Annotated in this window: 12 protein-coding genes; 2 read left to right on the plus strand and 10 right to left on the minus strand. The window is 61.7% G+C overall.

Going from position 1 to position 12707, the window contains the following annotated elements; genetic code table 11:
* Positions 1–18: 18 nt before the first annotated feature.
* The 10 genes from ABD653_RS11040 to ABD653_RS11085 form a co-directional block, all read right to left on the minus strand.
* A complete protein-coding gene (locus tag ABD653_RS11040; RefSeq protein ID WP_160778729.1) occupies positions 19–192 on the minus strand; it encodes a hypothetical protein in 174 nt (57 codons plus the stop codon).
* Between the two features lie 33 nt (positions 193–225).
* Entirely contained in the window at positions 226–1683 is a 1458-nt protein-coding gene (locus tag ABD653_RS11045) for a CIS tube protein (RefSeq protein ID WP_160778730.1), read from the minus strand.
* Positions 1680–2297, minus strand: a complete 618-nt coding sequence (locus ABD653_RS11050) for a phage tail protein (protein ID WP_160778731.1) — start codon at positions 2295–2297, stop codon at positions 1680–1682. The genes ABD653_RS11045 and ABD653_RS11050 overlap by 4 nt, the downstream gene beginning before the upstream one ends.
* Positions 2294–3940: a hypothetical protein gene (locus ABD653_RS11055; RefSeq protein ID WP_160778732.1), complete on the minus strand. Its 1647-nt coding sequence runs from the start codon at positions 3938–3940 to the stop codon at positions 2294–2296. Before ABD653_RS11055 ends, ABD653_RS11050 begins: the two co-directional genes overlap by 4 nt.
* 68 nt (positions 3941–4008) lie before the next feature.
* Positions 4009–4464, minus strand: a complete 456-nt coding sequence (locus ABD653_RS11060; protein WP_160778733.1) for a phage tail protein — start codon at positions 4462–4464, stop codon at positions 4009–4011.
* A 12-nt stretch (positions 4465–4476) separates the two neighbouring features.
* On the minus strand, positions 4477–6219 hold the full coding sequence (locus ABD653_RS11065; RefSeq protein WP_160778734.1) for a phage tail sheath subtilisin-like domain-containing protein: 1743 nt from the start codon (positions 6217–6219) through the stop codon (positions 4477–4479).
* Positions 6220–6270: 51 nt separating this feature from the next.
* Positions 6271–7050, minus strand: a complete 780-nt coding sequence (locus ABD653_RS11070) for a hypothetical protein (protein WP_160778735.1) — start codon at positions 7048–7050, stop codon at positions 6271–6273.
* Entirely contained in the window at positions 7050–7664 is a 615-nt protein-coding gene (locus ABD653_RS11075) for a Pvc16 family protein (RefSeq protein ID WP_160778736.1), read from the minus strand. Before ABD653_RS11075 ends, ABD653_RS11070 begins: the two co-directional genes overlap by 1 nt.
* A gap of 3 nt (positions 7665–7667) precedes the next feature.
* On the minus strand, positions 7668–7952 hold the full coding sequence (locus ABD653_RS11080) for a DUF3467 domain-containing protein (protein ID WP_160778737.1): 285 nt from the start codon (positions 7950–7952) through the stop codon (positions 7668–7670).
* A gap of 215 nt (positions 7953–8167) precedes the next feature.
* A complete protein-coding gene (locus ABD653_RS11085) occupies positions 8168–9523 on the minus strand; it encodes a sigma-54 dependent transcriptional regulator (RefSeq protein ID WP_160778738.1) in 1356 nt (451 codons plus the stop codon).
* Positions 9524–9983: 460 nt separating this feature from the next.
* Between ABD653_RS11085 and acs the strand changes: the two genes are divergently transcribed.
* On the plus strand, positions 9984–11864 hold the full coding sequence (acs, locus tag ABD653_RS11090) for an acetate--CoA ligase (protein ID WP_234032140.1): 1881 nt from the start codon (positions 9984–9986) through the stop codon (positions 11862–11864).
* On the plus strand, positions 11864–12694 hold the full coding sequence (locus ABD653_RS11095) for a hotdog family protein (RefSeq protein ID WP_160778740.1): 831 nt from the start codon (positions 11864–11866) through the stop codon (positions 12692–12694). Before acs ends, ABD653_RS11095 begins: the two co-directional genes overlap by 1 nt.
* Positions 12695–12707 lie beyond the last annotated feature (13 nt).

The following is a 12707-nucleotide window of genomic DNA, read 5'->3' on the forward strand; positions in this document are numbered from 1 at the left end:
CCCGCGAATTTGAGACCGTCAGTCTGCCATTCTGCGCCATTGCCGCTCCGCCGCCCGCTGCGATTGACGCTGCATCATCCGCCGTGCGGCTTCCGATTGCGGAGAGGGCGGTGCGTTGCCGGATGGTCGCGGCGTATCCTGCCCCGGTCCGGGTAGCTCTTCCGCGTCCATCTGTTCGATTGTGACAGCCATCGAATGCTCTCCTGAAGGTTGTTGTTCTCCGCATCACAGGATCCTCACAGAGCTGGCGGTGCTCTTGCGGGTGGTGGTCCCGCCGGACGAGTGCACGGTCTGGGTGGTCATGGTGGCGCGGCCGAGCAGATCGAAATCGCTCCCTGGCCCGGGGCGTGGCATGTCCCAGGCGGGCAAGACAGATTCGACCGAAAGCGATGGGCCGCCGGATTCAGGGGGCGACAGCAATCCGGAAAACGCGCCTTCGCTCGCCGACAATCCGGCCAGTGGGCGCATGCCGGTGGATGAACTCGACCAACCCGAACTGCTGGATGACGATGACGTTGCGAAACCGCCTCCGCCGAAAGCTCCGCCAGAGAAACCGGCGGCCCCTCCAACTGCGCCGGCAGAGAACGACGTTGCGCCGGATGATCCCGCGATAGCGCCCGCCGAGAAGCCTGCGCTGGCGCCTGCACTGGCACCAAACCCGGTCGCACCGCCAAATGCGCCAGCCGAGGCACCAGCGCTAGCGCCGAATGTTGCACCTGCGCCGAAGCTTGAACTTGTGCCGATGCCGCCTCCGGCAGAGAAGCCAGCGCCGATCGACGCAGAGGAACCGAACGAAGCGCCGCCGTCAAAAGACGTACCGGCGCCAAAGGAAGAGCCAATGCCTGCGCCACCGGAAATCCCGGCAGAGAGGTTGGCCGATGCGCCAATATCGACATTGGCAGAGAGGCCGATGTCGACATCGAGACCAACATCCAGGCCGAAACCCGCACCGCCGCTGATGCCCAGGCCGAAACCGCCGCCGGCTGAAGCGCCAAAGCCAAATCCCAGCGATGCACCTGCGCTGATGCCCAGTTTGAAGCCGGCCGCGCCGCCTATGCCTGCACTTGCGCCGAGGCCGATCTTTCCACCGCCACCACTGCCACCGGGGAAGCGGGGGTTTTCGACGCCATTCTTCTTGGCGACATCACGCCCCTTTTTGCTGTTACCAGCCTTGGTCGCCAGTGCGGTCGTTCCGAGTCCGCCAATCGGGGCGTCGACTTCGGCAGTTTGCATCGCCTGCGAAGGCAATTCTTCCAGCGCGCTGCCGCTCATCGACAATTGTATCGACGAACGGAGCGGGATGCCTTCGGCCGACCAGAAATCGAGGGTTTCGCTGATGCTTTCGATGAAACCTACAAATGCGAAACCACCCCATGTAAATTTCACTTGGGGTATGACCGCCTCGCCCGGAGGCTGGGCCAGATGCTTGAGCGCCTCGGTCCCGTTGTTGCCGGCTCGGACGTCGGTGCCTTCCTCACTGGTGTCGAAATACAAGGTGATACTGAGGCGCGGCCGCGTATTCTTGACGGTGACGACTGTATCGTCGCCTTCCTCTTCCTCGTTTACCTGATTGCCGAGCGTGAGGCTGAGCGTTTCGGGATTGAACGAGAATTCGACCTTGTCGCTATCGTCATCGGCCTTGGCGATGCTGGCCTTGGCAATTGTGGGGGAGGTTGCGGTCATGCCGTGGCCTCCGCAGGTGTCGCGTCGCCGTCGGGCGCAGGGGCGGAAAGATCATCGCCGGCAAGGACGTGGAAGCCTTCATGCGCGAGATGGAGCTCTTCGACCGCCAATTCCCCACCGGAAGCGTTGAGATCACCGACGCGAAACTTGACCGGCATAGCGCGCTCGACCTTCCAACCGACCACGGGTTTGCGGTTCTGGAGCAATACGATCGACACGTCGGCTCGTGAGCTGGCATTCCAATTACCGTTGGCAGCATTGTCGCCATTGGCTGGATGGTTCGCGCCTGCAAACAGCGAAAACCAACCCCACAGATGGCGAGAGAGGACCAGTCCGCGCTTGAGAACAATGGGCGAGAAGCTGACCTGTCCGACCCGCTGGTGGACGCGATAATTGTCTCCGCCAGAGCGGAAAGTCTTGGGCTCCATCGAGGCTTCAAGACCGGATACATCCGAGAAACCACCAACGATGGCTTCCTTGTCATGGCCAAGTTTCTTGTCTTCGCCTGATACGGCCGCAATATTCTCGAAGAGACCAAGTTCAAAGGAAACATGGAAGTTATAGGCCCCGAGTGGGGTCATCATGTCCTGGCCGGCTGGCACGGTGATGGTCATGCGCCGCCTCCCACCACATCAAGCGAGACAGCGATGTGTTGCAATGTGCGGGTCGGGCGGAAGCGAACATTGGCAATCACACGGCCCTGGTCGATGTCGCTCTGCAACATGGTGGACCGGTCACACTGGACCTCGAAGGCTTCGGCAGCGCTGCCTCCGGCCAAGGCGCCACCTTGCCAGAATTGGCCGAGTAGCTGTTCGATGCTTTCTTTGGCGCGCGACCAGCTGGCCGGGCCATTGTCACCAAATGCGACCTCCTGACCGATCAGCCGGGCATGGCGGAGCAGAGCCCCCACGATGCGGCTGGCCTGGCCATCGCGCCACGCGTCCTGGCGCGAAGTCGTGACATCACACAGCAGGTGCAGATCGCTGCGCCGCCAGCCAAACAGGCACAGGCAATCGCCTAACCATTGGTAGGGGCTGTCGACCGGTTCGCGGCGCAGGATATCGGCAGGGAACGCGGGTTCGAGATCGCGAACACCCGAAACGAGCGGGCCTGTGGCTACCTTGTGCAGTCCGCTTCCCAAAGTGCGGCGGGCTATCAGGCCGAGCAAAGCGCCTTCACCGCCGCAGATCGCTTCGGGCTGAGAGGTCGATTGCTTGGTGGCCAGCCATGGATAGGCCAGCACCTGGCGGCCGGAGCCAACCAACTGGTCCGAAAACAGGCCAAGGCCATCCAGTTCCGCCAGATTGGTGTCGTCGAGGCTGAGGGGCCAGGTCGAGGCCTCTGCCGGCATATTCGGGTCGCCGAGATCTGGCAGCGGCAGGGCGGCGACATGGATGACATCGCGCCGGTGCGCGGCGCTGGTGCGCCCTGCCATCATGGTCAGCAAATGGCGGGTCGCGATGGCCCATGTGCGGTATTCCTCCAGCCCCATGCGAGGGGCTGCAAGAGCCGGGCGCCCGATGCCCTCTGGTTGTGGAACGGGATCGTCCTCTGGCGCACAGGGGATGAACTGTTCTTCACCGATAACCGGAAAGTCGGGATCGGGCAGGCGGATCGCCGGTCCGGAAACAAGGTCGGGCAAGTCGGGAAGGCAGATATAGGCCGCTTCGTCGAGGCCCAGAATATGGCCACTGGCGCGCCAGGTGGCAGGGTCCTGCGGATCACAGGAGGCATCATTCCCGACCAGCCCCGGCAGCAGGGGGACCCGCTCGGCCGCATCAGCTGGCGCATTGGCAGGAGCCCAGCTCAGGTGTGCCTGATACGCCGCAATATCGTCAGGGTTTGCCTCGGTAGAGGCATCTTGCTCCATGACTGGCAACGGATCACCCGTCCTGACCACCCAGCACCGCGCGCCGCCTTCGTTGAAGAACTGCTCAACCGCGAGTCCAAGCCGCGACGGTACCCTATCGGGAGATCCGGATTGAAGCGGACGGCTGCGCCAGTCGAACAGTTGTTCAAACTCGGCAAAGCTGTCGATAGGCATCGGCACATCCAGCAGGCTTTCCTGCTGCACTGCAGAGCGTGCCAATTGCCCAGACCCGGCATAGTCACTTTGCTCCAGCCAAGCGGTGTGGGCCGGTGGTAGCGGACGCTCGGATCGCGCGACCATGCCGACAAACAGCGGTACGTCGGCGCGGGCCGGATGCATCGCTACCTTGGCCGGGGCCTGGTCTATGGTGAGCTGGGGCAGGGGCATGGGCTGATTGCGTCAACCGCCAGCGGGAAGTGCGCCCGGCCGTGGCCAGGGCCCTCCCGCAGGCAGGACTAGTCCTCCACCATGTCCAGCTTCTTGACCGACAGAACCAGCTCTTCAAACGCAACATCGCTGGCGCCCTTTGCTGCCAAGGTCGGTCCGGTCCATTTCATCGGTTTCGCATCGAGAAGCTTCCACTTCATGATCGCTGCGCCGACTTCGTCATTGAGGGTAATGGTCACGGCCCGGCCAGTGTCGGGATTGGAACGCGTGGCCTCGACCCAGGTCCAGAAGTTTTTCAGGCCCATCAGGCCCCGCTTGAGCGTAACATCGCCGCTCTTGTGCATGCCGGGGATCTTGCGGACGCAGTTCTCCTTGTCGTTCCCTTGGCGGTATTCCATCATCGTAATCTCGGCCGACAAGCCAGAGACATCGGAGAAGCCGCCCAGGGCCGTGTTCGACGGCGGATCATCGCCCATCTCGACCAGGAAGTTGTAGGCACTGTAAGGTGTTTCACGCGTAGGCATTTTCTATCTCCTTCAGCTGCGCGCGTCGGCAGTGGCCTGGCCAATGCGGAAGATGACGAATTCTGCAGGGGTGAGCGGGGCGACGCCGACCAGGCAGACAAGCCGCCCGTTATCGAGATCGTTCTGGGTCATGGTGGAACGGTCGCAGCGCACGAAGAAGGCCTCTTTCGGCGTGCTTCCAAGCAGGGCGCCATTGGCCCATTCATTGTAGAGGAAGTCCGAAATCGTGCTGCGGACATTGGCCCAAAGCTGTTCGCCATTGGGCTCGAAAACGGCCCATTGGGTGCCGCGATCAATCGAAGCTTCCAGATACAGGAAATAGCGCCGGATATTGACGTATTTCCATTCCGGATCGGAGCTGATCGTTCGTGCGCCCCACACCCGGATGCCGCGCCCGGGCAAGGACCGGATGCAGTTCACGCCCAACGGATTGAGGATTTCCTGTTGTCCGAACCGGACATGGGTTTCCAGATCGAGAGCGCCGGTGACGGTCTCGTTCGCCGGGGCTTTATGAACGCCCCGCTGGACATCGTTGCGGGCATAGATGCCGGCAACGAAACCCGACGGTGGCAGACTGATCTCCTCCGGCTGGGTCGGATCGACCGACGCGTTCGGATTGCTGACCGAGATCCACGGATAGTAGAGCGAAGCATATTTGCTATCGATCTTGGACTTGAGCGCCTTCATATCATCAGGCGATTTGCCCGGCGGTGGGTCGAGAACGGCGATCCGGTAGGAACGCCGGGTTTCCGCGTGACCGATCAGGAGCTGGTTGACGGCTTCCGGTGTCGAACCGGAGAAGGAGGATGCGCCAGGTGCAGCCACGATCGCGACTTCCTCGATCGCCAGCAGAGTATCGAGGGCATCCGAATAGTCGCCGGAACTCGGGGCGCCGGTTCCATCGCTGCCACCTGTCAGCGCGACCTCGCGGCTCGCCTTTGCATTCAGAATAGCTGCGAGCAGTTCATGCGATTTGGCAGTGCTGCCAATGGTGATCTTGACCGGATTGGACAGGCGATCGCTCGAGCGTGGAGGATTATCGCCCAGAACCAGACCAATATAGCGCGGGTGGCTCGCATGGAGCCCGAGGCCGCCGGCTTCGTAGACCAGGCCTGTGCCATCATGCACGGCCACACGCAGCGTGACGATCTTGACCGCAGTGGTACCAGCCGCACCGGTATAGTCGGCGGCAGTGCCATTCGTTTCCAGCGGGCTGGTGCCGAGAATGAATGTTTTCCCGCCCAGTTCGACTGCGGTGCCGTTGGCCTGTTTGTCCGCCAGTTCCTTGGTCGTCTCGAGCTCTTCCTTGAAAATCTCGACCTTGAAATTGTCGGTCGAAGAGCCGGGCAACTTGGCGCCGCCAACTTCGCGTGCGACGAATTTTACCTGCTTGTTGGCCGGAACGCTGTTGCCGGTGTTCAGGACGGCACTGGCGGATTTCGATGCAGCCGCTCCAGGAACGCGTGCGACGTATAACCGGCCCCCGCCATTGGCGAAGAAGGCATTGACCGAATGGGCGAGATAGTTGCGGATCGGCCCGGTCGACAGGCTGAGATCGTCGGCGCTGCCATACAGGCGTTCGAAATCCCCATATGAGGTCAGCATTGTCGGCTGTTCGGGCGATGATCCGGCGGCGACCGGGCCGCGCGCCGTCATGCCGACGAAACCGGCCGTACTGGTGCCGACGCCGGCGATGGATTTCGACCGGAAACTCGTTTCTTCGACATATACTCCGGGTGCAAGATATTCGGGCATCCTAAGCCTCCTTCAACGGCAGATTCGGTTGGGGTGTCAGTGGGCGGTTGGTCATGGTGCGCTCCAGGCAAGCTTGGCCGACGCGGTGCGGCCGGTTTGCAAGTCGACTGATGTCTGGACGATGCCGGCAGGAGCGGTCGCGGCAATTACGGCATCGGGATCGATGGGCGGAGCAGTGTTCGCAGGTGGCTCTGCATTGAAACGCGCGTTGGCGGGATCGACCAGAGCCTCCACTACCATGGCGTGGGTCGGCGAGGCCGAGGCGTTATTGCCCGCAGCTGCCAAGGGCAGGCCTGCAAGCACCAGCATTGCTTCGCCATGACGGTTGGTGATGCCGGTTGTCCGGATCGGACCGTTGGCGGCATCACGCAGCCGGATCACGGCATGTTCTATTGCGTGCCCATCGGATTGGCGGGAAAGCGTCACGGTGACGGCACAGGCATTGCCTTCGGCTCTAAAGCCGCTGGCGGCGCTCAGCATGACGCGGGCTGGTTGGAACAGGGAGTCCGGATTGTCGCGCTGGGCGGGATCGGGTTGACGCGGAAGGGCGATGCTTGCCTTGCGCGGCATCAGGCGATTGCCGACAGGTGTCAAAATCAAGTTGAGGGATTGGGAGCCGGTCGCGAAGGTCGAAACCTGGTTTTCCCAATTGCGGGACAGCGCTCTGTCACGGTCCCATTCCAGCAGCACGAACAGTCCGCTGCCCTTGTCGATCCAGCGGGCACCCTGGGCTTCGAAGCCGATTGGCACATCGACGGGGCGATCAAGTGGATCGACGACCTGGATTGCCGCGACCATCCGGCGATCGAGCAAGGTTACACTACGAGCCATCAGACCGGCTCTCCGGCCAGCACGGCGGCCTCGTCAGCCAAGTTGAAGCGCGAGGCGACAACGGAGGGGTGATCAGGCTCGCGCGGGCCGCGGATGCGCAGGACCCGGGCGCGGAAGGCTGTCGACATGCGATATTTCTGACCCAAAGCATCCCACAGTTTGAATTGCTCTTCGGGTGGCTGCGGCTCGGGTGCGATTTGCACCTTCTCGCCATTTTCCCACACAGTACCGCCCTTCAGGGTCGAGGCGTCGAGGACGGACAGGCTGGACAGTTCGAGCATCGCCCAAACCAGGTTGGCCTGCTCCTCCTCCGATTTCGCCGACCAGCTCACCAGCATGTACATCAGCTCCAGCGCGATCTCTGCGCGTGGTGGTGCAGCAGGCGTACGCGAAGCGCCCGCTCGATGGTCGCTGAACGTCATATTGTAGCAGACCAGACCGAGGCCGGTGGTCGGGATGGCGGCTGTGCTCAGCTTGGCGATGGTATGCTGGGTAATATCGAGGTTCGAGGGGACCGGCCCCAACGTGCCGGCGGCCGCGCCCAGATCGCGGCGGGTCCGCAGCAACTGGACGATCGACTCGCCTAGCCAGTGGACGGCTGCAACCTGTGCCATGTCTCAGGCGTCCCCCTTCTTGCCGGAGGTGCCATAGGCATTGTCATAGCGGCGGCACTCAGCCCGGATGATATCGCCAAGCTGACGGAAATAGGCGGGCGAGGTCACCAGCCTACTCTTGATCCGGACCGACTGATCCTCTTCCGAGGCTTGGCCGAATTGCAGCTCTGCAGTGGAAAGCGACAGATCGACGGCGCAATGGTTGACGTAGACCGGACCGGTGGCGGTCTCGCCGACACCTGTGGGAGCATGATCGTCATGCCCGTCCTTGGCTTCCTCGTCCGACACCCTGCGTGCGTCTCCCCTTGCGCAGAAATGCGCGAGATAATCATCGCAAGCGGCGTGCCAAACTTTAAGAACTTGAAATTGCTTATGTAATTCCGCGCCGACCGTAACAGGCACTGTCACATGTTACACCCGAACCTGTCACAGCTGTGCGACAGTGTGACAATGGGTTACGCTACCCAATCTTGGCCGATCGGGCACTGCGCTCCGATATGTGTTCAGGAAAGGAGGGCGGAAACATCGTCCCGCTTGAGATGACGATAGACCGTCATGCGCGAGCAGCCTAGCAGCCGCGCGGCTGCACTCTTATTGCCGCAAGCTTTGTGCAAGGCATTGCGAACCGAATGGGAGTCCAGCTCATCGACATTGCGCTTGCCCTCAGGTGGCGGCGAGTGATGAGCATCCCGACCTGCAAGAGCCGGAGAGTTTTGCAATTGGGGGAAGTCGGCAGCGGAGAGTGTTTCCGTTTCGGAGTTGATCAAGGCGACCTCGATCGCGTTTCGCAGCTCACGCGCATTGCCTGGCCAGGTATGATTCTCGAGCGATTGCTTCGCAGCAGGCGCTAGCTCGCGAGGCTTGCTGCCGGTCTCTTGCGAGATGTCTGCAATGAAGTGGCGAGCCAGTGGCGCGATATCATCTGGGCGGTCAACCAGTGCCGGGACCCGGATTTGCGCGACTGCGATCCGGTAATAGAGATCGCTCCGGAACGTGCCGTTCGCGACTTCAGCCTGCAGGTTCCTGTTGGTCGCAGCGACGATCCGGACGTCGAAGTCGTGAGGTTCACGCCCGCCCAAGCGATAGCATTGCCGGGCTTCGAGCGCGCGGAGCAGCTTGACTTGACCGGCAGGGCTCAACTCGCCGATTTCGTCAAGGAAGAGAGTTCCCCCGTCCGCCAGTGCCAGCTTGCCGGGATATGTATTAACCGCGCCACTGAAGGCACCTTTTTCATACCCGAACAGCTCCCCCTCGAGCAGGTCGTCTGGAATGGCGCCGCAATTGACGGCGACCAGCGGGCCTTTGGAGCGGGCGCCGTGCCGGTGCAGGGCAAGTGCGACCAGTTCCTTGCCCGATCCGGTTGGACCTTCGATCAGGGCGGTGGCATCGGCCGGAGCGAGCCGGGAGATGAACTGGCGGACGTCATCCATAGCCGAACTGTGACCGGCGAGCCCAAAGCTGCATGTGGTGGGCGTGCTCTCAGGAGAATCGGCAGCAGCGCGGCACTGTCCGAAATGGCCAGCCAGCCGGGTTACCAATTCGGGATCAGAGAGGTTGTCAGGCAGGAAATCACTCGCACCCGCCCGCATGCACTCCAGAATATGCGCCGGGCCGTTATCTTCGCCCAGAACAATGGTGACCAAGTCGGGCTGACGCGACGACAGGTGGCGGACGAGTTCCGCATCGTTGCGCCCCTTCACCAGCGCAAGACGCGCTGATGGGACATAGGCGAGGTCGTCCTTGACCGGGTGCCAGCGGGAGGAATTGAGATTATGCTGGCGGGCCAGCCGGACCAGGTGGCGGGCATGCGCGTGGTCATCGTCGATGATGACTATGTCGATCGCGCTTCCGCCGTGCATTTCTTCCCCACCCAGACAAGAACTTCATCAAGAATGCACGCAGAATGGCTCTGCATCCGGCAAGGATACAGCAGTACTATCTCTACGTGCGTGCGAACGACCCAGTCTTGGTGCGGTCCCTGCGATCGAAAACTTGCGAAGCCAATGCAACGGTGTGTTTTCGGGGCTACCCATTTGGCTGCCTGCGAAGACAGCGACTCGTAAATACCCCTATTTTGCTCAAAGCCCAAACAGATTCCGGCCCAGCAACTTTGGTATACTCCGGATTAAGCAGCTAAGGCCGTGGGAGTTCTCCAAAACGTCGCGACAAATTTTTTAGTGTCGTAGGCGGAATCGCGTCCCTGAGAATGCCGATTCTCCGCCCTTTCAGGTCGAGCTAGAGGCATCCCAGCAAATTTGCGCTCGTTCCCCAAGCTGTCTTGGGATAGCGTTGACGAACAGAACCGGGACGAGGATGAGAATGGCCAACGATCTTGCGCAGATGCATCACCAGGTGGATCAGGACCCCCATGCCTATTGGCTGGACCAGGCGAAGCGGCTGGACTGGGAGCAGTTCCCGACCAAGAGCAACGAGAGTTCCTACGAGCAGGAGGATTTCGGGATCAAATGGTTTGCCGACGGGGCGCTGAACCTGTCGGTCAATTGCCTCGATCGCCATCTCGAGGCGCGTGGCGACCAGACGGCGATCGTGTTTGAAGGCGACGAGCCGGGCGAAGGGCGAACACTGACCTATCGCGAGCTGCATGAAGAGGTCTGCCGTTTCGCCAATGTGATGAAGGCTCAGGGCGTTACCAAGGGTGACCGCGTCACGATCTACATGCCGATGATCCCCGAGGCAGCTGTGGCCATGCTGGCCTGTACCCGCATCGGCGCAGTGCATTCGGTAGTATTCGGCGGCTTCTCCCCCGATAGCCTCGCGGGCCGGATCCTCGATTGCGAAAGTACTGTGCTGATCACTGCGGATGGCGGCCGACGCGGGGGCAAGCCGGTTCCGCTAAAGGCCAATGCCGACAAGGCGCTGGAAAGTTGCCCCGATGTCAAAACCGTGATCCTTGTGCGCCGGACAGGCGATGATGTTCCGGTGGTGGAAGGCCGCGATCTGTGGTGGCACGAAGCGCGCGAAAGCGTCTCCGCCGAGTGCGCGCCTCAAATCATGAATGCGGAAGATCCGTTGTTCATTCTTTATACCAGCGGGTCGACCGGCAAGCCCAAAGGCGTGCTGCACACGACCGGTGGCTACCTGCTCTGGTGCACGCTGACCTTCGACCTGCTGTTCGGCGCGAAGGTGGATGATCTGTTCTGGTGCACCGCCGATGTCGGCTGGGTCACCGGGCACAGTTATGTTGTCTATGGTCCGCTTGCCAACGGGGCGAAGACCGTGATGTTTGACGGGGTGCCAAACTATCCGGACCCAGGCCGTTTTTGGGAAACCAGCACGCGGTTGGGCGTGACCATTTTCTATACCGCGCCAACCGCCATCCGCGCCTTGATGCGCGAGGGGGAGGAATGGGTCAGTAAGCACGACCGTTCCCAGTTCCGGTTGCTGGGCACCGTGGGTGAGCCGATCAATCCTGAAGCATGGAACTGGTATCACCGCGTGGTCGGCGATGGCCGCTGCGAGATTGTCGATACATGGTGGCAGACCGAGACAGGCGCGGCGCTGATTGCCCCGGTCCCGGGCGTGGTCGAAACCAAGCCGGGCAGCGCGACCAAGCCGCTGCCGGGCGTTTACCCGCAACTGGTCGATGCCGAGGGCGCGGTTTTGGACGGCGCGACCGAGGGCAATTTGTGCCTCACGCAAAGCTGGCCCGGCCAGATGCGCACGGTGTATGGTGACCACGACCGTTTCTTCCAGACCTATTTCACGACCTATCCGGGCAAATATTTCACCGGCGATGGCTGCCGACGGGATGAAGATGGCTATTACTGGATCACCGGCCGGGTCGACGATGTGATCAATGTCTCTGGCCACCGGATGGGCACCGCCGAAGTCGAAAGCGCGCTCGTTTCCCATCCCAAGGTCGCGGAAGCCGCGGTCGTCGGCATGCCGCATGATATCAAGGGGCAGGGCATCTATGCCTTCGTCACGCTCAATGCAGGCGAGCCAGATAGCGAGGAACTGCGCCAGGAATTGCGCCTGCATTTGCGCAAGGAAATCGGCCCGATTGCCTCGCCCGATGCATTGCAGTTTGCCCCGGCTTTGCCCAAGACCCGGAGCGGCAAGATCATGCGACGGATCCTGCGCAAGATTGCCGAAGGCACGCCCGAGCAAGTCGGCGACACGTCCACCCTTGCTGATCCAGCGGTGGTAGATGATCTGGTCGCCAATAGACTGTCCTGATGGCGCAGGTTTCGGTCGATCCGTGGGCCACGACGCATGAAGTCTTACCGGACGGTACGGTGGCCTTCAGCTGCTCGCAGGATGTCGCGCTATGGCCGTGGCTGGAACTTGATCCTCATGATCCGATTGTGATCCAGACGATCAATTTCTGGGCCTCATACCAGTCCGGCCAGGCGCGCGGCGGCTGGGAACCGGGGCAATGGACCGCGCTGACCTGGATGGAGTGGGAATGCGGAGATCGTGGCTGCGGCCATGCCACCCACGGGATAGAGGACACATTCGAGATAGACGGAGAAATGCGATTCCGCCTGACCTTCTTCGATGTCGCCGGACGTCTTGTGGCGCGCATGAGCGGGACCGGAGTCGTCTTCCGCAACCGCGATTTCGAGGGCTGGCGAGCGAAGTCCAAACAACAGGCTGCTATCGAAACCGCGCCCGAGAATTTCGAATTCGCTTCGTCAGCAGAGGTGGGCGCCTCGGTGCCATGCGGCAGTGTGCTCGCGCCGTTGGAGCAGTCAGGCATCCAATCGACGCGTGGTCTCATTACGCCAGAGAACGGGCTCGCTCCCGCCAATCCGCATCTCAGCGGGTCGGGCGATCATGTCAACGCCACGCATCTCGCCGAGGCAGTGCGGCAGTTCGATACTTTGCTGCAAGCCGGTGATCGGCGCATTCCGACTGGCGGAGAGATGCGCTTTTCCCGCTATGTCGAATTGGGCGTGCCGTTCGACATCAGCCTGTCTGCTACCGGCGCGGAACAGCAAGTCACGCATGCTGAAGTCCATCAGGGCGGAAGGCTGTGCACCACGGCCAGTTTCCGCTTCGCCTGACACCCGGCGAGAG

The organism is Parerythrobacter jejuensis (genome assembly GCF_039536765.1).
Lineage (GTDB): Bacteria > Pseudomonadota > Alphaproteobacteria > Sphingomonadales > Sphingomonadaceae > Parerythrobacter > Parerythrobacter jejuensis.

Excerpts from the sequence above, each read along its gene's own strand:
- ABD653_RS11040 (WP_160778729.1), bottom strand. The coding sequence starts at position 192 with ATGGCTGTCACAATCGAACAGATGGACGCGGAAGAGCTACCCGGACCG.
- ABD653_RS11045 (WP_160778730.1), bottom strand. The coding sequence starts at position 1,683 with ATGACCGCAACCTCCCCCACAATTGCCAAGGCCAGCATCGCCAAGGCC.
- ABD653_RS11050 (WP_160778731.1), bottom strand. The coding sequence starts at position 2,297 with ATGACCATCACCGTGCCAGCCGGCCAGGACATGATGACCCCACTCGGG.
- ABD653_RS11055 (WP_160778732.1), bottom strand. The coding sequence starts at position 3,940 with ATGCCCCTGCCCCAGCTCACCATAGACCAGGCCCCGGCCAAGGTAGCG.
- ABD653_RS11060 (WP_160778733.1), bottom strand. The coding sequence starts at position 4,464 with ATGCCTACGCGTGAAACACCTTACAGTGCCTACAACTTCCTGGTCGAG.
- ABD653_RS11065 (WP_160778734.1), bottom strand. The coding sequence starts at position 6,219 with ATGCCCGAATATCTTGCACCCGGAGTATATGTCGAAGAAACGAGTTTC.
- ABD653_RS11070 (WP_160778735.1), bottom strand. The coding sequence starts at position 7,050 with ATGGCTCGTAGTGTAACCTTGCTCGATCGCCGGATGGTCGCGGCAATC.
- ABD653_RS11075 (WP_160778736.1), bottom strand. The coding sequence starts at position 7,664 with ATGGCACAGGTTGCAGCCGTCCACTGGCTAGGCGAGTCGATCGTCCAG.
- ABD653_RS11085 (WP_160778738.1), bottom strand. The coding sequence starts at position 9,523 with ATGCACGGCGGAAGCGCGATCGACATAGTCATCATCGACGATGACCAC.
- acs (WP_234032140.1), top strand. The coding sequence starts at position 9,984 with ATGGCCAACGATCTTGCGCAGATGCATCACCAGGTGGATCAGGACCCC.
- ABD653_RS11095 (WP_160778740.1), top strand. The coding sequence starts at position 11,864 with ATGGCGCAGGTTTCGGTCGATCCGTGGGCCACGACGCATGAAGTCTTA.